A 23,836-nucleotide genomic window follows, 5' to 3' on the forward strand; every position below is an offset into this window, starting at 1 on the left:
TTCTGCGGGGCTATTTCAGTATTGGTCTATCAGGGGGATATGGGTAGCCTGCCAAGCAAGGGCGCGCCACTCACCCTTCCGTTTTACAAATGTGCCGGTATTAAAATAATAATGTTGCTCATCCTTACTGCTATCGTTTGCAGATAACTTGAATGCAACAATAGCGGTATCGCCCAGTAGTCGGATGTCAATTTCCTCGGCAGCATAGCTCATCGTTATGGGCTCTGTAGGGGGTGTTTGCATCCCTTGCATAATTTCGCTTTTTCCAAAGCGCTTTCCCCCAGAGCTGGTGTATATCAGGTCCTCAGCCCAGAATCGTTGGTGGGCCTGGGAATCAGTGGCGGCTTTTCCGATAAAGTTTGTCAGCAATTGGTGCAAGTCCTCTCTATCCCCAGCCATTGCGGGCGCAGTAGAGGTAATAAAGAGCAAGGCTAATACCAGTGAGCGCATAGAGACATTTCCTTATGAATTTATTCTATCGTCGTCTTTGTTTGGGGTTCTTCTGAAACAGTTGCTTCAACTGTGTAGGGTGCCCCATCGCGAATAAAAGTGATGGAGATAGTGTCGCCGGGGCGCAGGGTGGCCATAGTTGCTTCCCCTTGCTTGCCATCGCCGATGGGTAAGCCATCTAGTTGCGTAATGACATCCCCTGGTTGAAGGCCGGCAATATGTGCGGGGCCTTCGTTGTAGATAGCTGTCACCAATACACCACCAGTGGAATTTAAATTGAACTCCTTGGCCATTTGGGGACTTATGCCGGTGGCCTCAATACCCAGCCAGCCGGGCACGACGCGACCGTAAGCGATGATATCCTGCATTACTTTAAAGGCAATATTGGCTGGAATAGCGAAGCTAATACCGCCGGAATAACCGGATTGATTGAGTATTGATGTATTGATACCGAGCAGGCGTCCACGGGAATCAACCAGGGCGCCTCCTGAGTTCCCCGGATTGACTGCAGCATCCGTCTGCAAAAAGTTCTGTAAGTAGCTGCCGGTACCTGAGTTTTCAAGGTGACGGCCTTTCGCACTGATAATACCTTGGGTCACAGTTTGTCCAACACCAAAAGGGTTGCCGATTGCGAGGACGACGTCGCCCACTTGCGCCCTGTCGGGCTCACCAACAGAAATAGAAGTCAGCCCATCTAGATCAATCTTGAGGACGGCTAAGTCAAAATCGGTATCGCTTCCGACGAGTCTTGCTTGTGCTTCCCGTCCATCAGCTAAAAGAATAACAATGGCATCAGCCTGATCGACGACGTGATGATTGGTTAAAATGTAACCGTTGTCGCTGGCAATGACACCTGATCCAAGGTTGGACTGCATCCTCTGCCTTTGTGGCACGTCCATATTGTCGAATAAACGCCTAAAAAGAGGGTCGTTAAATAGAGGATGCTGGCGTTTAGGCATGGCCATGCGGGTATAGATATTCACAACAGCGGGACCTGCCACATTGACGGCATGGGCATAGGAAACCGGACCTTGGATGCTGTTTACATCTATCTTGGGGGCGGCACCACGCAGTTGAGGGAATATAACCAAGAGCAGGGCGGCCATGGCAAGGCCTATCAGGGCGGGTAGGGCCCAATCTTGTAGAAATCGGTTCTGGGACACTCGTGACTCCTCTTTGCCCTGATTATACACACGTCCTTAGGGAGAATCGCTGTGGACAGCATGAAGAGAGGGAAAATCTCGTCCTCTCTTGTAGAGCTGATGTCACGGTGTAATGGGCAATCTGGAGCTCTGTATTGCTTACGGGTTGTCAATTGTTATGTTTCTGGGAATAGAGCACCTCTAGTTGGTACCTCGTTTAGAACTTTTGTGTCAGAGGAACCGCCACTAGCGCCGTATGGCAAATTGGTGGCGGTTGTTGTTATATCTGCTTCTAGTGGCTGTGCGGGGAGTCAAGGCATTGGGTGGTCATATTTCTAGCGTATTCAATAGCGACAGGCAGGGCGTAAAGCATGTAGGCATTGCGAGAAGGTTCTATATGATATTCGGCCTCGAGTGCCGTGTCGTGGTTGTCTTGTAAATATTGTGATTTAAAAGCAAACCATCCTGATGTGTTGTTCACGGTTGGCATATCATCAATTCTGCTTTTGAAGTCGACATTATGATCTTTCATTTCTTGAAAGAGCGCATCCGCCACACTTAAGTTCCACTCTAAAGCAGCTTTACTCTCCTGATTGCAAGTAGCTTGATAGCCGATGCCATTAAACATGGGCGCCAAACTTTGCGAGACGAAAACACCTGTGTCAAAGGTGGTATCTGACTCGGGTGTTAGATATACATTGGCTAATTGCTGAGGCAGCAATGACAAGTCAAGGTTGGTACTCGATGTAGGCTCAGCATGAAAGTAGTAGTGCGCATCGAGAAGGGCTGACAGCTTGCGATCAAGTTTGTAGTGGACCTTCAGGTCTTTGTGGCCTGGATAGTTTTCTTGCCAGTAATCGGGTGATAAAGCAAAGGCTTCACTCTGACTGTAAAAGTGAGGCAGAAACTCCTCTAAAGCATCCCTTATCTTGGTTTCGTGAACCACTTGCCCATTCTCTATTCTGCCTGTGAGGGCTTTGTGGGTGCTAAGCATCGCAGACATCGAGGGAAAAGGTGTACTGGTAAAGTAATGTATCTTTATGTGCTCCCGCTGTTCTATTGGGGAGGCGTCTGTGGGGTATGGGCGTGGATTCATATGGTCGTAGATGAAATCCTGATAGCCTTTCAATGTGTCGAAACTGGCAAGGTCATCAAAAAGAAAATATTCATACATAATTGAGGAAAGGTCCTCCCCATCACTTATCTGTTGCATAACGTCTAGCTCAGGTCTTGTCCAATAAAAGGGAAATTGTGAGTCCTTACCGCCCAGGTATTGACCTGTGAAGTGGGGGGCATTGGATATATCTGTTTCGAGTTTGTGAGAAAAGTGGAAGTCCCGGGTGTGCCGATTCGCTTTGCGGGCAAAATCTATATATTTTCGGTCTCCAGAGCGGGCCCAGCTGAAGATACTATTGCGAACAATGTGGTAGTGAGAAATGGTTTGCCGATACCAGTTTGGGTAAATATCAAAGTTGCCTTCAGAGTTTTGTGATGGATTTTTCATAAAGCGGTTGTAAGGTACTCTCCCATAATCGTACCAGCCGCTAAGTGGATACCATTCACTTTGCTCTAAATAATGATCAAACCATTGTGAACGCAAATCCTCGAGATTTTTGTTGTAATCGACTCCCTGTAGGTAGGTAGCCATTACTGGAAATACAGCGTTATCAACATGCGTAATGTATTCAGGGTCGATGTAAGCCAAGTGTGGTGAAATTAGGGTTTGAAGGAGATAGTTTTCTATGGCGGTGTTGTCGGAACCTTGGGGGGGAAAGGATATTCGTAATTTGTGAGTGCGGGCAGTGCCTAAATGAAAGGGTTTTTCTGTATAGTGGTTGATCACATCCTCAGGGCTGTTGAAGTCTGTCACCTCCGAGATTGTTTGAACATATGCCTTAGGGAAGCTATCAAAAATGGATCTTAGTTTGTAGTCAACGTGTTGAATGTACTCTTCATCTTCAGTGGACCAAAATATGAATGGGGATGTAGTTAGGCTGCTGTTTTCGGTGGTTAACGTGTTTTCAGCCCGCTCCTGGCTAGATGCAAAGAGCTCAAACTGATCAGTAGGCTCTAACATTATTCCTAGCTCTCTATATTGAATTTCCTCCTTGATGTTAAATAAAGTGTGTTCAATATCGATGATGTCAGAGTTGTGTTTTAGTGTAAATCTGACTTGAGCTTCGGCTAATATAGCATCGCTCTCTGTTACGTAATTTGCTCTTCCGGTGATGATCATTCGTAGAGGACTATCGCGTTCAACCTTCCAGTGAACGTTGTCGATTAACTTGGATGTTGTAGTGCAGTCACTTGGATCGCAGTCCGAGCTATCTTTCAAATAAAAGTGAGGGAGTATGGAGGTGTTTAAAATGGGCACAGAAATTTGACTGCTGGACTGCTCGATGCTCTGAGGGAATAGAGAAGTGTTGTTAAATGCTAGTCGAATTTTCCCTGTGTTAATAGTTATGAAATCATCTTCCATATTTTCAATGGTGATCCCACCTTGTAAGGTATTTTCTCTTGGATTTTGCTGGGGGGTGAGATTTAGTTCACACCCAGAATATTCAGGAGACCACTGGTATTCAACCCAGGCCCAGCGAACACTTCCATCGCTCCAAACATTTTTTACCTCTTGATGAGAGGGAACATCTTCTTCTTGCTCCGCCTGAGTACAAGTTACCCGAGTATTGAGTAGGTCGGATTGACTCATAACACCTTTTCTAAATGGGATGCCAAAACCGAGTATCTCTGAGAAGTTGTTATCAGCTCCCCCTAAGCGTTGGTCAGGCAAGGCTACTTCAATATTGATCTTACTGGGAAGAGGGGTGGATTCAGTTGTGGCAATAGCATTACCGCTAAAGGTGAGTGAGGCTAGTAGCGCCATCCCTGTAGTTGCGATTGTTTTATGTCTTATTGGCAGCACTTTTACATTCATTGGATTCAAGTTGGTGATCTCCATATTGAGTGTTATTTCAAGATCTAGGTGGCCCCCTTAAATGTTGGCTAATCGCCTCTGGGTGCTAGGGGGATTTACCGTGATATCTGATTACCTCTTGCATCAATTGTTGGCACTTATAGGTGTCACCAATTGATAAATAAATAGTAATAATTTGATTAGTGAATTTGGAGTACTGCTGGATTACTGATCATTACGCGTCAAAGTTGGGGGCTTACTAAGTAGGTGGGATTTTCTAGTGCTTAGTGGGTGCTTTGCCCTGCTCTTGGATGCAGGGGCCTAAAGCTTCCCTATCTGTGCGTATAATATGGCCCATGTATCCTTTTGAAATTGGTCGCTTGCGATAGATGCGTATAATGGCCAGTCAAAATTTTAAGACTAACCGGTAACTACTGTTTTTGGAGACCTAAATGTCCCTAGTTCGCCCCCATGGCAGCGTTGAGCTTCAGCCGCGCTTTGTATATGACAGTGAAAGGCATCACCAATTGATGCACGAAGCGGAGTCCCTGCCGTCAATCGTGGTCAGTTCTGCTGCCGCCGCCAATGCGGTAATGCTTGGGGCGGGGTACTTTAATCCGTTGCACGGCTATATGAATTTGGCAGATGCTATGAGTGTCGCTGAAACCCTGCGCACGGTAGATGGTTTATTCTGGCCGGTGCCGGTTGTTAACGTTGTAAAAGATGCCAGTGAAATCGAGGGTGCCTCTCGTATTGCCCTGCGCGACCCGAACGTAGAGGGTAACCCGGTTCTCGCCGTGATGGATGTTGAAGCGATCGAAACCATCTCTGAAGAGCAAATGGACACCATGGCTGAGCAGGTGTTTGGCACTTTGGATGAGAAACATCCTGGTGTTGCAACCTTCAAATCTGCTGGCCGCACTCTGGTTTCAGGGCCGATTGAAGTATTGAACTTCAGCTACTTCCAAAGTGACTTTCCGGACACCTTCCGCACTGCAGTTGAAATTCGCAATGAGTTCAAGGAGCGTGGCTGGAATAAGGTTGTAGCCTTCCAGACTCGCAATCCGATGCACCGTGCTCACGAAGAACTGTGCAAAATGGCCCTGGATGGCGTAGAAGCGGATGGTGTTCTGATCCATATGTTGCTTGGCCAGTTGAAACCTGGCGATATCCCCGCTCCGGTGCGCGATGCTTCCATTCGCAAGATGGTAGAGCTGTACTTCCCGGCAAATACTGTGATGGTTACCGGTTATGGCTTCGATATGCTGTATGCTGGCCCTCGCGAAGCAGTACTGCATGCCGTATTCCGCCAGAACTGTGGCTGTAGCCACCTGATTGTAGGTCGCGATCACGCTGGCGTTGGCGATTACTATGGCGCTTTTGATGCGCAGACTATTTTTGATGAGAAGGTACCCGAGGGTGCTCTTGAGATTGAGATCTTCCGTGCTGATCACACTGCTTATTCCAAGAAATTGAATAAGGTGGTTATGATGCGTGATGTTCCGGATCACACCAAAGAAGACTTTATTCTGCTCTCGGGCACCAAGGTACGTGAAATGTTGGGTGATGGTATTGCGCCGCCCCCAGAGTTTTCCCGTCCTGAAGTGGCGCAGATTTTGATGGACTATTACCAGAGTCTGTAGGTGCCAAATAAAAAAGGCGGGTAACTACCCGCCTTTTTTATATCTGGAAAAACTGTGTTAGTCCCCTGTCTGGTGGACTCAGTCTGTCCTAACTGCTTTCGTGAGCCTCTTTTTCGAGTCCATAGTCTTCGGCAAGAGTACCTTTGGCGCCAGGTTCTTTTGGGGCCCAGTCGCGAGGTGGCTCTATATCCTGCAGCTTTTCATCGTTGTCATTTAATTTCCCACTACCGGCTTTCAGCATTTGGCGACCAATATCCTGGCTGGATAGGCGCAGCGCGCTATTAGAGAGGTATTCGTGAACCTCTTTGTAGCTTTCGGTGAGGTTGTGGACGAGTTGTGAAGTCTGGTCAAAGTGATCGTTGACCTGTAACTGGAAATCTTCGAGCTTGTTGTTGGCCTCACGGAGTCTCTGCTCCAGCTCCTCTGAACGCTCCACACTGGTACGCCCGCGCACAGCCAGGAATGCCAGGAATGCACCCAGGGTCATACCGAGGACGCCGACTAGAATTAATACCGATGTAGAGTGCACTTACTACCTCCTCAACTTGCTTTTTATTGTACAGATCACCTCGCGAAGAGGTGAGGCTGCCTGTGTTCGGCTTTGCCGGTGTCTGCACTGTGGGCAGCCGATGTTACGTGGCTGTAGCCCCTCATAATAGAGTGGCCAGTATACGCGATTATTACGCTGACAATTCAATGTTGTCGGCTAATTGCGACAGAATGCTTGGCGCCTGGTTCCAGTTTGCAGGGAGGGCTGGCTATTTCGGATGGTTGCACTGGTAATTGAGGTGTCGACTGTCTTGTCCTGTGCGCTGAATGGTTGAATTTGGTAGAGTGCGCGCCAGTTATTCAGTAGTCGAAGAAATTTTCCTCTATGTTGCCCGCCAAACCACTATTTTCTTCTCCTCTTGAGCGCTATGAGAGTGACCTTCAGCGCCCTGACTTTGTTGAGGATCAATCTCAGCGTCAGGCAGTTGAGGAGCTGCAAGATCTTCATCGGCGCCTGGTGGCTCGGTCTGAGCGCGGTGCGATCGTCAGTTTTTTGTCCCGTATTCGCAGTGGCGCTAATGAGCCCGAGAAGGGTCTCTACTTTTGGGGTGGGGTAGGCCGCGGAAAAACCTACCTAATGGATGCGTTTTTTGAGTCCCTGCCGTTCGCGGAAAAACAGCGTACCCATTTTCATCGCTTTATGCGTCGAGTTCACCAGGATCTAAAGGAGTACGCTGGGGAGAAGAATCCGCTGGAGAAGGTGGCAGATAAGATTGCCCGCTGCGCTCGGGTGCTCTGCTTTGATGAGTTTTTCGTCTCAGATATTGCCGATGCCATGATATTGGCCGGCCTGTTGGATGCATTGTTCCGCCGAGGGGTGGCTCTGGTGGCGACCTCGAATATTGTGCCCAAAGGTTTATATAAAGATGGGTTGCAGAGGGTGCGGTTTCTTCCGGCCATTGATCTGCTGGAGAAGTACACCAAGGTGGTTAATGTCGATAGCGGTACCGATTACCGGCTGCGCACCCTGGAAATATTGGAGCTATATCATTCTCCGCTGGGACCTGAGGCAGATAGCAGTCTGGAGCAGAGTTTTTCACAGCTGAGTGTCAGCGGCTGCGAAGCCCGTAGCGAGGTTCAGCTGCAAGTGGAGGGGCGCCCAATTCGAGCCTTGAAAGTAGCGGATGATGTTGCTTGGTTTGATTTTGTGGATCTGTGTGATGGGCCGCGATCGCAAAATGACTATATCGAATTGGCCAGGGAGTTCCATACGGTGCTTCTGGGGTCGGTGGTCAAGTTTGATGAGCGTATGGATGCCCAGGCGCGCCGCTTCATTAATCTGGTGGATGAATTTTACGACCGGTGCGTAAAGTTGGTGATTTCTGCGGAGGTTCCAGCTGAGGAACTGTACATCGGCCGGAATCTTAAGTTTGAGTTTGAACGCACGGTGAGTCGGCTTTTGGAGATGCAGTCCCGCGAATATCTGGAGCGGCCCCATCGCCCCGAATAAGTCTGTCGAGTCGGGGTAAATTCCGCTTGAAAAGCATACACTCCTTTTGTACTATCCGCGCTCTTTTGTGGGACGGCCCCTAATTCTGGGGGTCATATTACAGGTGTTTATAACATGAAGACTTACAGTGCCAAGCCAGAGGCGGTAAAACGCGACTGGTACATTGTTGACGCTGCGGACAAGACCCTCGGCCGTATTGCTGCCGAGATCGCAACCCGCCTGCGCGGCAAGCACAAGCCTGAATACACGCCCCACGTGGACACTGGCGATTACATCATTGTAATCAACGCAGAAAAGGTTCGCGTGACCGGTAACAAGGCCAAAGACAAGATCTACCACAGCCACTCCGGCTACCCTGGTGGTCTTAAATCCATCAGCTTCGAAAAGCTGATCGAAAAAGCGCCCGAGCGCACCGTTCAAAGCGCCGTTAAAGGCATGCTGCCGAAAGGTCCTTTGGGTCGTGCCATGTTCAAGAAGCTGAAAGTATACAGCGGCAGTGAACATCCTCATGTGGCTCAACAGCCGATTGAACTGGCGATCTAAACGGGAATAAATCTGATGGCAACTACTCAATACTACGGTACCGGCCGCCGCAAGACCTCTACTGCTCGTGTATTTCTCACAGCAGGTGAAGGTAAGATCACCGTAAACGGTCGCACTCTGGACGAATACTTCGGCCGTGAAGTGGCTCGCATGATCGTGCGTCAGCCGCTGGAAAAGGTTGAAATGGTCGAGAAATTCGATATCACTGTTACTGTTAAAGGTGGCGGTTCCTTTGGTCAGGCGGGTGCTATCCGTCACGGCCTGACCCGTGCCCTGATGCAGTACGATGAAGCGCTGCGTCAACCGCTGCGCGCCGCTGGTTATGTTACCCGCGACGCCCGTGAGGTTGAGCGTAAGAAAGTGGGTCTGCGCAAAGCGCGCAAGAAGCCGCAGTTCTCCAAGCGTTAAGCTTTCTTTTTGGCCCGGCTTTTGCCGGGCTTTTTTATATTCCCGTATCTGTGGTTATCCAGCGCTCTTATGACTTTTGCTGGATTTATCGCGGTTTCGCCGCGTGATTCCCGACGTTCCCCATAGCATTGCCTTGTATCAAATTGGCATTTTCTTTAACATTGCGCCGATTTGTATCCGCTTGATTTGTGGGGTTTATTCGCGCGGGCAATCTGCCGGGGCGGGACTTCTTTCAAGACTTTTTGGGTTTGGGCCAGCGAATCTCCGGGCTATCGGGGTCGCTGTGATGGGAGAACTACGTCATGAGTGATGACGGTGTAAATGTAGGACGGCGCCGTTTTCTAACCGCTGCCACCTCAGTTGTTGGTGGCGCGGGTGCGGTGGGGGTTGCCGTTCCCTTCGTCGCTTCCTGGAAGCCGAGTGCCAAGGCGAAAGCTGCGGGCGCTCCGGTTAAATACAACATTAGCAAAGTTGAACCGGGCCAAATGGTCACTGTAGAGTGGCGAGGTAAGCCGGTCTATGTTGTGCGCCGTACCGATGAAATACTGCAAGACCTGGAGAAAGTGGAGCCTCTACTGCGCGACCCTAACTCCGAGGAGTCTATCCAGCCAGCTTATGTAGATCCGGAAAACCGCTCTATCAAGCCAAAGCTGTTGGTGTTGGTTGGTCTGTGTACGCATCTTGGCTGCGCGCCTATGTACCGCCCGGAAGTGGGTGCTGCCGATCTGGGTGGCGATGAGTGGATGGGTGGCTTCTTCTGTCCCTGTCACGGTTCCAAATACGATATGGCTGGCCGTGTTTATACCGGTGTTCCCGCGCCTACCAACCTGGAGGTGCCGCCTTATTCCTATGAAAACGACGATGTAATCGTGATTGGCGTAGACCAGGAGGGCACCGCATGAAATGGCTCGCAGATTTCGGTGATTGGGTAGATCAGAGACTGCCCATTTACCAGGCCTGGGATAAGCATATGGGCAAGTACTACGCGCCCAAAAACTTTAACCTGTGGTATTTCTTCGGCGTTTTCTCCCTATTGGTCCTGGTCAACCAGCTGTTGACCGGTATTTGGCTCGTTATGAGCTACAACCCCTCTGCCGAGGAGGCATTTGCCTCGGTTGAATACATCATGCGCGATGTGGAGTGGGGTTGGTTGATACGATATCTTCACTCCACAGGTGCGTCTGCCTTCTTCGTGGTGGTGTACCTGCATATGTTCCGCGGTTTGATGTACGGCTCTTATAAGCCGCCCCGCGAGCTGGTGTGGATCTTCGGTATGTGTATCTACCTGGTGCTGATGGCAGAAGCCTTTATGGGCTACGTACTGCCCTGGGGCCAGATGTCCTACTGGGGTGCCCAGGTAATTGTTTCTCTGTTTGGAGCAATTCCCGGTATTGGCGATAGCCTGGTTGAGTGGATTCGCGGAGACTATCTGATCTCTGGTATTACCCTGACCCGCTTCTTCTCCCTGCACGTTATTGCACTGCCGCTGGTATTGGTATTGCTGGTAGTTCTGCATATCCTGGCGTTGCACGAAGTGGGTTCCAACAACCCAGACGGCATCGAGATCAAGAAGAACAAGGATGAGAACGGCATCCCCAAAGACGGTATTGCTTTCCACCCTTACTACTCTGTTCACGACCTGGTAGGTATCGCGGTATTCCTGTTTATCTTCGCAACTGTTGTGTTCTTCTTCCCGGAAATGGGCGGCTTCTTCCTGGAGTACGCTAACTTCGAAGAAGCGAACCCGCTGAAGACACCACCGCATATTGCTCCGGTTTGGTACTTCACGCCGTTCTACGCAATCCTGCGTGCGGTTACCATGGATATCGGTCCGCTTACTGCGAAATTCCTTGGCTTGGTAGCCATGGGTGCCGCTATTGCTGTGCTGTTTGTATTGCCTTGGCTGGACAAGAGCCCGGTTCGCTCGATCCGCTACAAGGGTTGGTTGCCGAAGGGCTTGCTGCTTCTGTTTGCTGCAGTATTTATTATCCTTGGCTACCTGGGTGTTAAATCTCCGACCCCGGATCGTAACTTCCTGTCTCAGGTAGCGACCCTGTTCTACTTCGCCTTCTTCCTGACCATGCCGGTTTGGACGAATCCGAAGAGTAAGAAAGGCATTGGCTCCTGGGCTGTTTGTGTCATCTTCGGCGTGCTGTTCCTGTGGATGGCGGTAGCTAATTACTCCGTGAATACTTTCATGGTGGTTGTAACTCTGCTGCTCGCTGCCTTCTTTACTTTGCTGCCCTGGATTACCAATCGCGATGAGGTTTACCCTGAGCCCGAGCGTGTAACCAGCCCGTCTGGTGGTAAAACTTTCGGCATCCTGTTTATCGGTATTATCGTTGTCGGCCTGCTGACCTTTATCCCGATTAAAGCGGTAGGTGCAGAATCTGAAGTGGAGCTGGATCACATCAATATCGATCTGCGGGACAAGCCGTCCCTGCAGCGCGGTGCCAAGTACTTCGTCAACTACTGCATGGGGTGTCACAGTGCCAATTACTCCCGTTGGGAGCGTGTGGCCACTGACCTGGATATCCCGGTTGAGTTGATGATGGAGAACCTGGTTTTGGGTGATGACAAAATCGGCAACCTGATGACGATCTCCATGCGTCCAGATGATTCCAAAGTATGGTTCGGCGCCGCGCCGCCGGACCTGACGCTGGTTGCTCGTTCTCGCTCACCGGAATGGCTCTACACTTACCTCCGCAGCTTCTATAAGGACGACAGTCGTGCTACTGGGGTAAATAACAAGGTCTTCCCGAGTGTGGCTATGCCTCACGTTTTGATGGAACTGCAGGGTTTGCAGGAATGTGCCCCTGGTCCCAAGCGCGATCACGGTAAAGTTGTTCGCGATGAGCTCGGCAACCCGATTATGGACGCCGCTTGTGGTAGCCTGGAGGTCGGTAAGGTGAAAGGCTCTATGACACCGGAAGAGTTTGATGGGGCAATGTATGACCTCGTCAACTTTATGGAGTACATTGCTGAGCCGATGGCTGAAGATCGCAAACGTGTTGGCTTCTATGTGCTGGCGTTTATTTTTGTGTTCTTTATCTTCGCCTGGTTGCTGAACCGCGAATACTGGAAAGACGTGCACCACTAAAGCCGTCGCTAGTTTGTCTCTAATGGGTGGTGGGTTTACTCACTGCCCTTTTATATTTTGAATAAAAGGTCGGCTCTAGCCGGCTTAAAGTTTGAGGTAGTTTGAACATGGGTGTGCCTACCAACAAGCGCTCCTCGATGACCTTCTTCTCCGATGGTCGCAGCCACTATAGCCACCGAGTACGTATCGTACTTGCAGAGAAAGGGGTTTCCGTCGATATCACCGATGTGGACGCCGATGATAAACCAGCTGAACTCGCTGACCTCAATCCTTACAACTCCCTGCCAACCCTGGTAGATCGCGACTTGGTTCTGTTCGAGACCAAAGTGATGATGGAGTATCTGGACGAGCGTTTCCCGCATCCGCCGCTGCTGCCTGTTTACCCGGTTGCCCGCGCGCAGAGCCGCCAGATCATGCATCGTATCGAGCGCGATTGGTGTCCTCTGGTGGACAAGATCCTTGCCGGTGGTAAGGACGCGGCCTCCGCTCGCAAAGAACTGCGCGACAACCTGGTTGGTATCGCTCCGATGTTTACCGACCTGCCGTACTTCTTTAATGAAGAGTTTTCTCTGGTAGATTGCTGCATGGCCCCGCTGTTGTGGCGCCTCGAGCAGTTTGAAATCAGCCTTCCGAAAACCAAACAGGTTAAGCCGTTGCTGGATTATATGGACCGCCTGTTTGCCCGCGAGGCATTCCAGCAGAGTCTGACCGAATACGAACGGGAAATGCGTTGAGGGAATACTGGTGAGCAAGCCGGCCATGACATCCAATCGTCCCTATATTCTGCGGGCGTTTTACGAGTGGATAACCGATAACCGGTGCACTCCTTATATTCTGGTTGATACGCACCTCCCCGGTGTTTTGGTGCCGCAACAACATGTGAACGACGATGGTCAGATAGTGCTGAACATCTCGGAATCAGCGGTTGCCAGTCTGACTATGGATAATTACGCCATCAGGTTTAACGCCCGTTTTGGCGGGGTTCCGACAGATATCCAAGTTCCAGTGGGATCTGTGGTCGGAATCTACGCGCGGGAAAACGGGCAGGGGATGGTATTTGAGGCCGAGGAAACTCCAGAGCCGCCCGAACCGACGCCACCCACCAGTTTGGGTAAAAAATCGGTGAAAAAACCGGCTCTGCGTGTCGTTAAATAGTGCTCCTTTTCGCTGGTGGGGCAGATTTCTGAAGCCCTGCCAGTTCCCTTCCTCCACTTTTGTGACCCGGTTCCGGGTATATGCTTGTCCCAAGTCCGTATAATGTCGCGTTATCTTTTATTGCCGCGAATGTCATGCCGCCGTACCTTCAATGGCTGCGCTTTATTTGGCTGCCAGGGATGCTTCTGGTGCTTCTCGTTGCGCAGTATCTTTCCTGGATCGATCTGACCCACTTATACAGTCCGCAGCTGCCTGTGTTGCTATTGGCTATGGCGGCATTGCTCAGTTTTGGTTTTCGCTCGAGCCGGGTTGCGCTTGCAGCGCTGCTTATCATGGCCCTATACATCGCGGCTCACTCCCAGTTGCTCCCCAGCTTGCACAGGGATCTCCCACTATATCTCTCACTAGTTGCGGTAAATCTTGTTCTGTTTACTTGCAGTCGTGATCGCAGTGTCTTCAGTATTTTTGGGCTGCTGTGGGGCCTGTTTTTGCTGGCTGAGGGGGTGGGTTTTGTCTTGCTCTACGATTGCTGCGCGCCGCTGAGGCTGGCATTTCCGGTCGAGAATTTGCCCAGCGGGTTGTCCGGGTTTTTACCCGACGCATTTTCGTTGCCACAATTGATTGGCAGTGTCTCCGCTCTCGGTGCTTTTGCCTTACTTTTTCTCTACCCTGGCCCCACCGCTATGGGTCTGTTTAGTTGTTCTATTTTGCTGCTGTGCAGTGTTTGGTTGAGCCTTCCTCTCGAGTTTACCGGGTTTGTAGCAGGAGTATTGTTGGTCGCTTCGCTGCTTGGGGCCAGTTATGAATTGGCGTTTCGCGATGAGCTGACTGGGCTTCATTCCAGGCGGGCCTTCCGCTATCAGATGCTGACGCCGGCATGGAATTACAGTCTTGCCATGGTTGATATCGATCATTTTAAGAAGCTGAATGATCGCTATGGGCACCAAGTGGGTGATCAGGCTTTGCAAATGGTTGCGGCTCAACTCGCGCGCCACTCTCACGGTGCCGTGTTTCGCTATGGAGGCGAGGAGTTTGTTATTTATCTTCCGGGCCGCAGTCGCGAGGCGAAAGAAGTTCTGTTGGAAAAAATCAGGGAGAAAATCTCAAGCTACCCACTGCGCCTGAGGTCATCGGGGCGTCTAGCCGCAGGGGCTTCGCTCAGGGGAAAGGGCGGAGGGAAGCCAGTGAAAGTTACTGTGAGTATTGGCGTTGCCCACCGCAATAAAAAACTAAAGAAACCCGAGAGTATCCTTAAAGCGGCTGATCAAGCGCTTTATAAAGCAAAGCGCAGCGGGCGAAATTGCCTGTCTGTCCACAGCTGATATAAATCAAGTAAATTTGAAAGTGACGCTTAATTCCCTTTTGGCATTGGTCAATCTGTTGTGCGCCACCGATACTGCAAAGCAGGGTATTGGAAGGGAGATTTGGTGTGCGGATACTCAGTCATACAATAGGTATTCTTACCAACCCGGAAAAAGAGTGGAAAGCGATACGCGCTGATCGCCATTCTTTTTTTGAGGTGTTTGTAACTCATGTGCCGCTTCTGGCGTTGATTCCTACCGTGGCCGGTTACTTTGGGGTTACCCGGGTAGGCTTCCAGGTTGGGGGGCATCTGGCAAAGCTGACACCTGAAAGTGCGGCTGTTCTGTCGGTTGTTACTTATTTTGCATTGCTGGTTGGCGTCTATTGCCTCGGAGAGTTCATTAACTGGATGGCGCGATCCTACGGAGTTGAGGGAGATGAGCCCACGCGCCATTATGAAGGCACGGCACTTGCGGTGTTTATTACTACGCCAATCTTCCTGGCGAGTATCGTCGTCCTTTATCCACACCCCTGGCTCACGATGGCGTCCGTAGGCATTGCCGGGATGTATTCTATTTACCTGGTCTTTGCCGGCATTCCGATCCTGATGAATATGAATAAGGATCGAGCATTTCTGTATGCCTGTGCAGTATTAACCGTTGCCTTGGTAATGATGGTTACGGTGCTTATTGGCTCCGTCATTTTATGGAGTGTGGGCATCGGGCCGGTTTATCAGCACCACGCCCATTGAGGTTTCACAACGCCAGCATTTGTGCTGGCGTTGTGCGGCTACCTAGACTTATCGATAATCGGTGGCATAGGGCAGTCCAGGCTGTCAGCGACGGCCCTTAACAGTTCGATCTCCTCCGCTTTAATTACCCCATTGTGATTCAAGGTGATCACAATCGCTTTCAGTAAGTCGGGTTTCTCCAGGGGTGGGATAAGGCTGGCGATTGCAATGGCCTTGTCCAGTCGTGGTAGGGTGATATCAGCGATGCCGGGTAGCGGGGTTATTTCAAGCCTGAGAGCACTGAGTCCCTTCTCATAAGCACGTTTTGCTGGAAGGTATTGGCTGTTTCCCGCATGGGCGATGGCTGCAATGATAAATCGTGAAGCATCTTTGTTGGCATGTTTGCTGTGGGAGAGGCGCTGTCGATCTGGAGCGCCGTCGAGCGCGTGCATTAATACCCGGTACAGGGCCCACTCCCAAACTTCAACTTTCCCATCGCTGTGTAGAAGCTTGATAAGGTTTCGTTTAAAGATCTGGTACTGCTGGGGGACTAGGGCACGCAAGGCCGGGATACATAGGTCTATCAATGCGAGGCGAGCGTTGCTCGGCAGTGATTCCATATGTGGTGTGAGTTTTTTCATCTCGCGGATAACAGCGGGGTGGGCAATTTTCTCCAAGAGGTTAAGCTGTTTGTCTCGCTCGGTTTTATCCTTGTGCAGAAGAAGGTAGTAAACCAGTGCCCGGGCGGTAAAGGGTTCGTGTGCAGCCTGCTGGATAAGGGGTGGAATAGAGCTCAGTAGTTGATGTCCAAGCTCGACTTGATGTGTATCTGGCTTGGCAATGCTGTTGTCCACCGCATCCAGAGCAGCCTGGAAAGGCGTTGTAGGAGCGGCCATGGCGAACTGAGGATTTTGCAATTCACTGGGTTTTAAAGTCTGGGCTTCACTTTTTACCTGCTCTTCCGTATTGGCGAATAGGCCATTCCAGGCGGGTTCTAGCCTCTTTATGCGCACCGGTAGTGGAGGGTGAGTGGCAAAAAGGCTGAGCAGAGAGTGTTTTACCCCAACCGCGAACAACATATGGTTAAACTCTGCTGCGTTGGGGCTGCTGAGTTCTGAGCCTACATCGCGGCCACCGATCTTTTTCAGCGCGTTGGCAATACCGAGGTTGTTGCGAGTAAATTGTACTGCGGAGGCATCGGCAAGAAACTCCCGTTGCCGACTGACAGCGGCCTTGATCAGGTTGCCGATTAGCGTACCGGTGTAGCCGAGGATAATCAGGGTTATTCCCAGGCCTAGTAGAGGATATCTTACGGGGGTTATGCGCCTGTGGGGTACCGGGCTTCTGACAAGGAGCTGTCCCAAAAGTCCAATAATTAAGATTCCATGTAACAGCCCGGTGATCTGGGTGTTTAGACGAATGTCTCCATTGAGAATATGACTGAACTCGTGGGCAACAACGCCCTGTAGTTCCTCTCGGGTAAGCTTTTCCAAGGAGCCCCGCGTCAGGCCAATAATGGCGTCGGTAGGGTTTTGGCCAGCGGCAAAGGCATTGATGGTGCTGTCCTCAATGATGTAGACATCGGGTACCGGAATACCTGTTGCAATAGCGATCTCTTCCACAACATTGAGTGCTCTCTTTTCCCGCTCAGTTCGCGCGGAAGTATTAAGCTTGTACCCTCCCAGGGATTCCGCCACAGCCTTTCCCCCAGGGGATAATTGATGGAACTTGTACAGACTGCCCAGGATAACGACGGTACCGATGACAAAGGCTATTGAGCCAAGGCTCTCCCAGCCCAGAAGTTGCACAACTTCAAAGGGAGTAAATGGTTGGCCGCGAGACAGTGACACCATGGCTGCCGTAGCCAGGGTGCTCAAACTGATTAGGGTAATGACGGCCAGGCTGAACAGGAAAACCAGCAAACGACTGCTGTGCTTGGCTTTGTCCTGGTGAACGTAAAAGTTCATATTTAAAACTCGATACGTGGCGCGACTTGAAAGGTTTCTGAGTCTGCGAACTCAAGCAGTTGGGCGTTGGCTCTGTGGCCAAAAAGGCCGGCCAGAAATACTGGGGGGAAGCTCTGCTTGTAGATGTTGTAGCTGGTGACGCAGTCGTTAAAAGCTTGGCGTGCAAATGCCACGCGGTTTTCGGTGCTGTTTAACTCCTCGTTGAGTTCGCGGAGGGTCTGGTCGGCTTTCAGTTCCGGGTAGGCCTCAATCACCATATTCAGGCGGCCGAGGGCGCTGTTGAGAAGGTTTTCTGCGCGGCCGAGCTTATCGATAGCGGCCGGATTGGTAGGGTTTTTAGCGGCAGATTTAAGGTCTGAAATTGCGGTATTACGCGCACTGATTACCGCTTCCAGGGTTTCCCTCTCGTGATTCAGGTATGCGCTGGCACTCTCTACCAGATTTGGTACCAGGTCGTGGCGTCGCTTTAACTGTATCTCTATCTGCGCAAAAGCATTTTCGCTGTGGTTTTTCAGTGAAACCAGTTTGTTAAAGATACTGATGATGAAAAAGAACAGTGCGATGACTACCACCAGCACAATAAGTCCCGTAGATCCCATAACGCTCCCCTATTTATCCCTGTTGGTGGCGTAAATAGTAACACGATGGGCTGATACTGATGCGCACCGGCCGCACCCCTGGCGGAGCGGGGTGGGGCTTCGGCTATAATGCGGCGACATTAAAACAATTGCCGCCACCACAGTGATGGCGGCACAGAACTTGGAGCAGCCAGAATGAGTGATGTAACTTCGGACCCAGTAGTGATTGTCGGAATGTCGCGTACGCCAATGGGCGCTATGCAGGGCAGCCTTTCAGCCCTCACTGCCCCGCAGTTGGGTGCTGCGGCGATTCGCGCAGCCCTTGAGGACGCGGGTGTGGCACCTGCCGATGTGGATGAAGTGCTGATGGGTTGTGTGCTCCCGGCAGGTGTTGGTCAGGCTCCGGCACGTCAGGCATCACTGGGTGCTGGCATCCCGGTTGGCACTCCTTGCACCACTGTTAACAAGGTGTGTGGCTCTGGAATGAAGACTGTGATGATGGCTCGCGATGCCCTGCTGATGGGTGAGGGTAAGGTTATCGTTGCTGGTGGTATGGAAAGCATGAGCAATGCCCCCTACCTGCTGGCCAAGGCCCGCTCTGGTATGCGCCTCGGTCATGGAGAGGTCAAAGATTCCATGTTCCTGGATGGCCTGGAAAATGCTGCAGATGGCAAGCTGATGGGTACTTTCGCCGAATCTACTGCCGATAAGTACGATTTCACCCGCGAAGAGCAGGACGCTTTTGCCCTGGAATCTCTGGCGCGTGCCCAGGCTGCGATTGAGAGTGGAGATTTTACCCGTGAAATTGCCCCGGTCACGATTGCCTCTCGCAAAGGTGAGATCGAGGTGAGTGTTGACGAGGCCCCAGGTAATGCCCGTCCAGACAAAATCCCTCAACTGAAGCCCGCGTTCCGTAAAGACGGCACTGTAACCGCGGCGAACTCTAGCTCTATTTCTGACGGTGCTGCGGCGCTGGTGTTGATGCGCAAAAGTGAAGCTGAGAAGCGCGGCTTGAAAGTTCTGGCTGTTCTCAAAGGGCAATCCCAGTTTGCCCGTGAGCCCGAGTGGTTCACTACGGCCCCGGTCGGCGCTATGCACAAGCTGCTGGAAAATGCCGGTTGGTCTGCGGCAGATGTGGATCTATTCGAGATTAATGAGGCATTTGCGGTAGTGACTATGGCTGCAATGCGTGAGCTCGATTTGCCCTGGGAAAAGGTCAATGTTAACGGTGGTGCCTGTGCCCTCGGCCACCCGCTAGGTGCTAGCGGTGCCCGTATCCTGGTTACCCTGTTGGCAGCGATGGAAAAGCGCGACGCCAAGAAGGGCGTGGCAAGCCTTTGCATTGGCGGCGGTGAGGCTACAGCGGTTGCTATAGAGCGCGTATAAGTTACAGGCTTGAGCGCTAACAAAAACGGAGGCAATTGCCTCCGTTTTTGTTTGTGTAGTGCGGGAAAGATTAGTTGATATATTCCACTGCTTTCACAACCTTCTGTACCCCGCCTACCGAGCGGGTCACTTCGGCTGCCCGTTCCGCTTCAGCGGGAGTTAGCAGTCCCATCAAATAAACAACTCCATTCTCGGTCACGATTTTGATGCGACCACTGTCTACTTCCTTATTGGCAAACAGGTTGCTTTTCACCTTGGTGGTTAGCCAGGTATCGCTGGTGCTAGCCAGTAAAGTGACTTTACCGCGCACCTGAATTTCGTTGTAGACCTGGCGAACATTCTGTACCTGTTCCGCCGTGCGTCCGGCAAGCAGGCGCAGTTCCTGGCTGGGCACCTGGCCGGTGAGCAGTACAACACCATTAAAAGAATTGATATTGATATTCGAGGTTTTCAGGTCCGGGTGAGCTTTGTTGATATTGACTGTGGTCACCGTCTCGATACGTTGGTCATCAATATAGGTGCCAAAAGATCGCTCGCCGGGGTCCTGTTGTATGGGGCCGTCATGGGTGGCCTCCAATACAGTGCTGCATCCCGCTAACAAGGTGGTTGCCGCAAGGGCAGCCAGGAGATATTTCCCCAGGGTCAACTTTTTGTTGTTCATCGTTTATTCCTCGTAGCCACCAAACAAACTACTGTCGATTAGGTCGCACAGGCAAAAAATTGTCAGAAGATGTACTTGGTGTACCTCTGCTGCGACATCGGATGGCACCCGTAGTTCAATATCATGGGTATCGAGCAGGGCGGCGCAGTCGCCGCCATCACCGCCGGTCAGTGCGAGTATGCCCATATCCCGGTCCCGAGCCGCACGCATGGCCTGAACCAGGTTTGAGTCGCGCCCATCGCTGCTGATAATTACGAGAAGGTCACCGGGCTGCCCCAGGGCGCGAACGGGGTGTGCGAAGGTGTCTGCACCGCCGTGGTTCGAGGCAACGGTGCCCATGGAGACGCCGTCGCTGTTGAGGGCCATAGCCGGTAGGCCGGGGCGTTCGCGCTGGAAGCCGCCGGTCAGTTGCGAGCTAAAACTTTGCGCCAATGCGCCACTGACACCATTGCCACAGAGCAGGACTTTGCTCTCAGCCAAGAGTGTATGCACCACCATTTCGCTGGCTTCTGCAATCAGCGGGGCCAGTATCTCGCCAGCGTTCATTGTGGCTTCAAGGCTGTGGTGAAAAAGGGTTACGACTCGCTGTTCCATTGTGTCCTTAATTCAGGTGAGCTCGAACTCACCATAACTTGACAGGGTAAATCTCGGTTTTGCCTCAGGCTTCGAAGGCGCTTTTAATCCACTGGATGTTTTGTGCATCGCCATCTATGGCAAGGACATCGAAGCGGCACGGACAGTCCAGTTTATGTTGCTGCAAATAGCGGCTGGCAGTGGCCAGTAGCTTAGCTTGCTTGCGTGAATCCACGCTGGCTGCGGCCCCGCCGAATTGGCTCTTACGGCGGAAGCGCACCTCCACGAACACGACAGTATCGCTTTCACGGGCGATAAGGTCTATCTCTCCGTGTGAACTGCGATAATTGCGCTCCAATAAGGTGAGCCCCGCGCGCTGCAAATAGCGGGCTGCGGCAGCCTCCGTTTGGCTGCCGACAGTACCGCTTGAGCCCTTAAAAAGCCTCACGATTCCCACTTAATTCAATCGGCTCCCGCTGCGGCAACTGGGGCTCGACGGTAGTGATGGGCACCGGCACCCCTTTGTCGATTCGCGCCCACATTTGTTCGCGCACTATGCGGCCATCAGCGCTCAGGCTCAATGCGCCGGTGAGACCGTGTACTTTCTGTTCCGGGAACTGGCGCAGCATCGGCAAGCGCGGGTAGAGGCGGAAGGCATCGGCACCTAGGGCATACAGTCTGGCAAAAGCCGGTGCGGGCGACGCCTGCTCCTCGATATCCTGCTTGGTTTGATTGCTTTCAAACAGCCAGGGCAGGGCGGTAAAGCGAATACCGTTCATATCCCTGTCGCGATTGCGGTTGATGCTGCCACCAAAGACATGAGAGGTAGCGTATACGGGCAGGTCACTGGCGTAGTAGTAGGTCAGCATGGGGTTGAGCTGGCGCGCCTGCTGGGGTTGTGCTGCCAAGAATACCATATCGACATCGTCACGGCGTCTGGGGGTAAATTCCAGCTTTGCCGCCAGGCGACTCTGTAATTCCTTCTTGCGCGCGTTGCTGGCGGGAATCAACAGGGCATCGCTGACCAGGGCTGAGAACTTGCTGTTGTCCTTAAACGTCCGGCGAATGCTGACTGAGCCGCCGAGGCGCAGCCACTCTTCTTCAAATGCCTCAGCGCCGCGCTGCCCCCAGCTATTGTCAGCGGTGAGGACCATTGCCTGTCGCTTGCCCTGCCGGTAAGCGTGCTGGGCAATTTGCCGCGCTTCATCTTCAATTGCCAGGCCAAACTGGACCAGGTCTGTGGTCAGGCGCCCCTCATCGCCGTAGTTGAGGGCGAGAGTAGGCACCGGCAGTTTTTCTGTGGCAAGCAGGTTGGCTACCTTGCTCTTATCCAGTGGGCCAACAATCATCTGCGCACCGGCATCTACGGCGCTCTGGTAAATTTCCTCAAATGGCTGATCGGAACCGGTGTCGTAGACCATCACTTTTGGAGTTGCGCCGCCAGCATTCAGAGCGGTGTAGTGGGCGGCCATAAAGCCATCCCGGATTGCCCTGCCGGCGTTGCCCAGGGGGCCGGACAGTGGCAGGAGTAGCGCCACGCGGTCTGCCCGCTGGGCGGCCAAGCGCTCTAACAGCTGCAATGCCTGTGGCGGATGGGAATTGGCACTATGGGCGGGCCAGCGCTCGCGCCAGCGGCTGAGCGCGGTCAGCTGTGAGCTGATATCCGTCTGGGTGTCGCGGCCCAGCAGGGCGAGTTGATACCAGGCGCGCATCTGGGTGTCATTGCTTTGGGTGGCGCGAGCCTGCAATTCACTGGAGGGCAGCTGGGTCAAGAGATGCCAAAAGCCGTTGTTATTCTCTGTGATCGCTTCGTCGGACTGGGCGATATAGGAGATTTCGCGCCGCTCACTAATAGCGCTGTCGAGATTTCCCAGAAGTCCCCATAGGTCAGCGCGCAGGCTGCGTAAAGGTAAGGCAGTCTTCTGTGGCAACTCCGACCACACATTTTCCAGGCGTGGAGAGGCTGCCAGGTCGAGGGCCTCAAAGAAGTCGTCGTCTGCGGCAAGTAGGCTGCCATAGACCTGTGCATAGCTGGCGAAGAGGTTGTCGTCCAGCTGTTCGGGCGTAATTTTGATTACCGCCTCTTTTGCCGTCTCTTTATCTCCCAGCTCGTATAGAATAGCGGCCGCTTGCAGGCGCTGTTGATCCCGCGCCGGTGCCGGCAGGGTGTCGGCACTGCGCAGCATACGTACAGCTTCACTGCGGCTTGCGGTGTGGCCGGCCGAATAATCCGGCTGGTAAACGTTTGGCCGGGAAGCCGGTGTCTGGCAAGCAGCCAGTGCGACTGCCAGTGAGGCAGCTGCCATTCTGGTGATTACAGTAGAGGTGCGCCGGGAAGAGGCGGACATAATCTTCTCCCGCAATATTTATATTTGGAGTGAACAGCTATGGGGCCGGATCAGGCGCTGCTTTATATTGTCGCTACGCCCATTGGTAATTTGGCCGATATGGTACCGCGAGCGATCGAAGTTCTACAATGTGCCGATCTGGTTGCGGCGGAGGACACACGTCACAGTCAGCGATTATTTTCCCATTTTGATATCGATACGCCATTGATGGCATATCACGATCACTCGGATGACAAGCGCACAGAGCAGATTTTGCAGCGTTTGGAGCAGGGCCAGACCATTGCCCTGATTTCCGATGCGGGCACCCCACTGATCTCAGACCCCGGTTATCGCCTGGTGCGTGAAGCCCGGGAGCGAGGAATCAAAGTCTCTCCGATACCGGGGGCTTGTGCTTTCGTCTCCGCACTGAGTGCCGCCGGACTCCCCAGTGACAAGTTTAGTTTCGAGGGATTTCTGCCGGCCAAGTCCGGTGCCCGTGAGCGAGCCCTGCAGGAGTTGGCCAGTGATACCCGTACCCTGGTGTTCTACGAGGCCCCGCATCGGGTTGCTGATACTCTGGAAGCAATGGCGGTCGTGTTCGGCGGTAATCGAGAGGCGGTAATAGCCCGCGAGGTCAGCAAGGCCTTTGAAACTTTTCAGTTGATGCCTCTGGCAGAGTTGGTTGAGTGGGTCCGCGCTGACAGCAATCAGCAGCGCGGTGAGATTGTTTTGATGGTGCGTGGTGCAGAGCGCTCTCGCGAATGTGAGCTGGATGGGGAGGCACAGCGTGTAATGTCGCTGTTGCTGGCGGAGTTGCCGCCGAAAAAGGCGGCGGCGATCGCTGCCGAAATTACTGGAGTGAAAAAGAAAGTCCTGTACAACTGGAGCCTGGAGCAAAAATAAGGCACTGATTGCTGCAATTGCCTGTTGCAATCCGTCTGTCGCCTCTTTACTCTTTGCC

Annotated in this window: 22 protein-coding genes; 12 read left to right on the forward strand and 10 right to left on the reverse strand. The window is 52.2% G+C overall.

The features are described 5' to 3' along the window. Nucleotides 1-15 precede the first annotated feature (15 nt). The 3 genes from ACJJIN_RS22985 to ACJJIN_RS22995 all read right to left on the reverse strand — a co-directional run bounded on the left by ACJJIN_RS22985 (nt 16) and on the right by ACJJIN_RS22995 (nt 4,524). The gene (locus tag ACJJIN_RS22985; RefSeq protein WP_444896355.1) at nt 16-450 is read right to left on the reverse strand and encodes a nuclear transport factor 2 family protein; all 435 of its coding nucleotides are present in this window, start codon (nt 448-450) and stop codon (nt 16-18) included. A gap of 20 nt (nt 451-470) precedes the next feature. Continuing rightward, complete coding sequence (locus tag ACJJIN_RS22990) at nt 471-1,613, reverse strand: trypsin-like peptidase domain-containing protein (protein WP_444896356.1); 1,143 nt, start codon at nt 1,611-1,613, stop codon at nt 471-473. 271 nt (nt 1,614-1,884) lie between these two features. Further along, a complete protein-coding gene (locus ACJJIN_RS22995) occupies nt 1,885-4,524 on the reverse strand; it encodes an RIFT barrel domain-containing protein (RefSeq protein ID WP_444898284.1) in 2,640 nt (879 codons plus the stop codon). 431 nt (nt 4,525-4,955) lie between these two features. On the opposite strand from ACJJIN_RS22995, the gene sat reads away from it, so the two are divergent. Further along, nucleotides 4,956-6,146, forward strand: a complete 1,191-nt coding sequence (sat, locus tag ACJJIN_RS23000) for a sulfate adenylyltransferase (protein WP_444893019.1) — start codon at nt 4,956-4,958, stop codon at nt 6,144-6,146. A gap of 88 nt (nt 6,147-6,234) precedes the next feature. Here the strand turns inward: sat and ACJJIN_RS23005 are convergent, their stop codons facing one another. After that, entirely contained in the window at nt 6,235-6,675 is a 441-nt protein-coding gene (locus tag ACJJIN_RS23005) for a Z-ring associated ZapG family protein (RefSeq protein ID WP_282933890.1), read from the reverse strand. Nucleotides 6,676-7,020: 345 nt separating this feature from the next. On the opposite strand from ACJJIN_RS23005, the gene zapE reads away from it, so the two are divergent. The 9 genes from zapE to ACJJIN_RS23050 all read left to right on the forward strand — a co-directional run bounded on the left by zapE (nt 7,021) and on the right by ACJJIN_RS23050 (nt 15,404). Beyond that, entirely contained in the window at nt 7,021-8,145 is a 1,125-nt protein-coding gene (gene zapE / locus ACJJIN_RS23010; protein ID WP_444896357.1) for a cell division protein ZapE, read from the forward strand. Between the two features lie 114 nt (nt 8,146-8,259). Beyond that, the gene (gene rplM / locus ACJJIN_RS23015; protein ID WP_108734214.1) at nt 8,260-8,688 is read left to right on the forward strand and encodes a 50S ribosomal protein L13; all 429 of its coding nucleotides are present in this window, start codon (nt 8,260-8,262) and stop codon (nt 8,686-8,688) included. Between the two features lie 15 nt (nt 8,689-8,703). Then, nucleotides 8,704-9,096, forward strand: a complete 393-nt coding sequence (gene rpsI, locus ACJJIN_RS23020; RefSeq protein WP_413663030.1) for a 30S ribosomal protein S9 — start codon at nt 8,704-8,706, stop codon at nt 9,094-9,096. A gap of 302 nt (nt 9,097-9,398) precedes the next feature. Then, nucleotides 9,399-9,998, forward strand: coding sequence for a ubiquinol-cytochrome c reductase iron-sulfur subunit (petA, locus tag ACJJIN_RS23025; RefSeq protein WP_413663029.1), 600 nt, complete (start codon nt 9,399-9,401; stop codon nt 9,996-9,998). Next, entirely contained in the window at nt 9,995-12,196 is a 2,202-nt protein-coding gene (locus tag ACJJIN_RS23030; protein ID WP_444896358.1) for a ubiquinol-cytochrome c reductase, read from the forward strand. The genes petA and ACJJIN_RS23030 overlap by 4 nt, the downstream gene beginning before the upstream one ends. 107 nt (nt 12,197-12,303) lie before the next feature. After that, complete coding sequence (locus ACJJIN_RS23035; protein WP_108734210.1) at nt 12,304-12,930, forward strand: glutathione S-transferase N-terminal domain-containing protein; 627 nt, start codon at nt 12,304-12,306, stop codon at nt 12,928-12,930. A gap of 25 nt (nt 12,931-12,955) precedes the next feature. Continuing rightward, nucleotides 12,956-13,351, forward strand: a complete 396-nt coding sequence (locus ACJJIN_RS23040; protein ID WP_108735312.1) for a ClpXP protease specificity-enhancing factor — start codon at nt 12,956-12,958, stop codon at nt 13,349-13,351. Nucleotides 13,352-13,431: 80 nt separating this feature from the next. After that, the gene (locus ACJJIN_RS23045) at nt 13,432-14,673 is read left to right on the forward strand and encodes a GGDEF domain-containing protein (RefSeq protein ID WP_444896359.1); all 1,242 of its coding nucleotides are present in this window, start codon (nt 13,432-13,434) and stop codon (nt 14,671-14,673) included. 107 nt (nt 14,674-14,780) lie between these two features. Beyond that, on the forward strand, nt 14,781-15,404 hold the full coding sequence (locus tag ACJJIN_RS23050; protein ID WP_413663026.1) for a Yip1 family protein: 624 nt from the start codon (nt 14,781-14,783) through the stop codon (nt 15,402-15,404). A gap of 38 nt (nt 15,405-15,442) precedes the next feature. Here ACJJIN_RS23050 and ACJJIN_RS23055 read toward each other — a convergent pair whose 3' ends face one another. Together ACJJIN_RS23055 and ACJJIN_RS23060 are read right to left on the reverse strand one after the other, a co-directional pair. Further along, on the reverse strand, nt 15,443-17,350 hold the full coding sequence (locus ACJJIN_RS23055) for a M48 family metallopeptidase (RefSeq protein WP_444896360.1): 1,908 nt from the start codon (nt 17,348-17,350) through the stop codon (nt 15,443-15,445). 2 nt (nt 17,351-17,352) lie between these two features. After that, nucleotides 17,353-17,949 (reverse strand): LemA family protein, encoded by a 597-nt coding sequence (locus ACJJIN_RS23060; RefSeq protein WP_444896361.1) that lies wholly within the window; start codon nt 17,947-17,949, stop codon nt 17,353-17,355. 174 nt (nt 17,950-18,123) lie between these two features. Here ACJJIN_RS23060 and ACJJIN_RS23065 point away from each other — a divergent pair, with 174 nt between their 5' ends. Further along, complete coding sequence (locus ACJJIN_RS23065; RefSeq protein WP_444896362.1) at nt 18,124-19,314, forward strand: acetyl-CoA C-acyltransferase; 1,191 nt, start codon at nt 18,124-18,126, stop codon at nt 19,312-19,314. A 70-nt stretch (nt 19,315-19,384) separates the two neighbouring features. On the opposite strand, the gene ACJJIN_RS23070 is transcribed toward ACJJIN_RS23065, so the two are convergent. The 4 genes from ACJJIN_RS23070 to ACJJIN_RS23085 all read right to left on the reverse strand — a co-directional run bounded on the left by ACJJIN_RS23070 (nt 19,385) and on the right by ACJJIN_RS23085 (nt 22,896). Beyond that, a complete protein-coding gene (locus ACJJIN_RS23070) occupies nt 19,385-19,975 on the reverse strand; it encodes a BON domain-containing protein (RefSeq protein ID WP_413663022.1) in 591 nt (196 codons plus the stop codon). A 3-nt stretch (nt 19,976-19,978) separates the two neighbouring features. Beyond that, the gene (locus tag ACJJIN_RS23075; RefSeq protein WP_108734203.1) at nt 19,979-20,569 is read right to left on the reverse strand and encodes an SIS domain-containing protein; all 591 of its coding nucleotides are present in this window, start codon (nt 20,567-20,569) and stop codon (nt 19,979-19,981) included. A gap of 64 nt (nt 20,570-20,633) precedes the next feature. Continuing rightward, nucleotides 20,634-20,996 carry a YraN family protein gene (locus ACJJIN_RS23080; protein ID WP_444896363.1) on the reverse strand — a complete coding sequence of 121 codons (363 nt, stop codon included), beginning with the start codon at nt 20,994-20,996 and terminating at the stop codon, nt 20,634-20,636. Continuing rightward, a complete protein-coding gene (locus ACJJIN_RS23085) occupies nt 20,983-22,896 on the reverse strand; it encodes a penicillin-binding protein activator (protein WP_444896364.1) in 1,914 nt (637 codons plus the stop codon). The genes ACJJIN_RS23080 and ACJJIN_RS23085 overlap by 14 nt, the downstream gene beginning before the upstream one ends. 39 nt (nt 22,897-22,935) lie before the next feature. Here ACJJIN_RS23085 and rsmI point away from each other — a divergent pair, with 39 nt between their 5' ends. Continuing rightward, nucleotides 22,936-23,778, forward strand: a complete 843-nt coding sequence (rsmI, locus tag ACJJIN_RS23090; protein ID WP_444896365.1) for a 16S rRNA (cytidine(1402)-2'-O)-methyltransferase — start codon at nt 22,936-22,938, stop codon at nt 23,776-23,778. Nucleotides 23,779-23,836: the final 58 nt, after the last annotated feature.

Source organism: Microbulbifer maximicatervae (SeqCode), assembly GCF_052467505.1.

What these genes read in the sequence shown, in the direction of transcription:
- ACJJIN_RS22985 (WP_444896355.1), bottom strand. Translation starts at nt 450, where the DNA reads ATGCGCTCACTGGTATTAGCCTTGCTCTTTATTACCTCTACTGCGCCC.
- ACJJIN_RS22995 (WP_444898284.1), bottom strand. Translation starts at nt 4,524, where the DNA reads ATGAATGTAAAAGTGCTGCCAATAAGACATAAAACAATCGCAACTACA.
- sat (WP_444893019.1), top strand. Translation starts at nt 4,956, where the DNA reads ATGTCCCTAGTTCGCCCCCATGGCAGCGTTGAGCTTCAGCCGCGCTTT.
- zapE (WP_444896357.1), top strand. Translation starts at nt 7,021, where the DNA reads ATGTTGCCCGCCAAACCACTATTTTCTTCTCCTCTTGAGCGCTATGAG.
- rplM (WP_108734214.1), top strand. Translation starts at nt 8,260, where the DNA reads ATGAAGACTTACAGTGCCAAGCCAGAGGCGGTAAAACGCGACTGGTAC.
- rpsI (WP_413663030.1), top strand. Translation starts at nt 8,704, where the DNA reads ATGGCAACTACTCAATACTACGGTACCGGCCGCCGCAAGACCTCTACT.
- petA (WP_413663029.1), top strand. Translation starts at nt 9,399, where the DNA reads ATGAGTGATGACGGTGTAAATGTAGGACGGCGCCGTTTTCTAACCGCT.
- ACJJIN_RS23030 (WP_444896358.1), top strand. Translation starts at nt 9,995, where the DNA reads ATGAAATGGCTCGCAGATTTCGGTGATTGGGTAGATCAGAGACTGCCC.
- ACJJIN_RS23035 (WP_108734210.1), top strand. Translation starts at nt 12,304, where the DNA reads ATGGGTGTGCCTACCAACAAGCGCTCCTCGATGACCTTCTTCTCCGAT.
- ACJJIN_RS23040 (WP_108735312.1), top strand. Translation starts at nt 12,956, where the DNA reads ATGACATCCAATCGTCCCTATATTCTGCGGGCGTTTTACGAGTGGATA.
- ACJJIN_RS23045 (WP_444896359.1), top strand. Translation starts at nt 13,432, where the DNA reads ATGCTTGTCCCAAGTCCGTATAATGTCGCGTTATCTTTTATTGCCGCG.
- ACJJIN_RS23055 (WP_444896360.1), bottom strand. Translation starts at nt 17,350, where the DNA reads ATGAACTTTTACGTTCACCAGGACAAAGCCAAGCACAGCAGTCGTTTG.
- ACJJIN_RS23060 (WP_444896361.1), bottom strand. Translation starts at nt 17,949, where the DNA reads ATGGGATCTACGGGACTTATTGTGCTGGTGGTAGTCATCGCACTGTTC.
- ACJJIN_RS23065 (WP_444896362.1), top strand. Translation starts at nt 18,124, where the DNA reads ATGAGTGATGTAACTTCGGACCCAGTAGTGATTGTCGGAATGTCGCGT.
- ACJJIN_RS23070 (WP_413663022.1), bottom strand. Translation starts at nt 19,975, where the DNA reads ATGAACAACAAAAAGTTGACCCTGGGGAAATATCTCCTGGCTGCCCTT.
- ACJJIN_RS23075 (WP_108734203.1), bottom strand. Translation starts at nt 20,569, where the DNA reads ATGGAACAGCGAGTCGTAACCCTTTTTCACCACAGCCTTGAAGCCACA.
- ACJJIN_RS23085 (WP_444896364.1), bottom strand. Translation starts at nt 22,896, where the DNA reads ATGTCCGCCTCTTCCCGGCGCACCTCTACTGTAATCACCAGAATGGCA.
- rsmI (WP_444896365.1), top strand. Translation starts at nt 22,936, where the DNA reads ATGGGGCCGGATCAGGCGCTGCTTTATATTGTCGCTACGCCCATTGGT.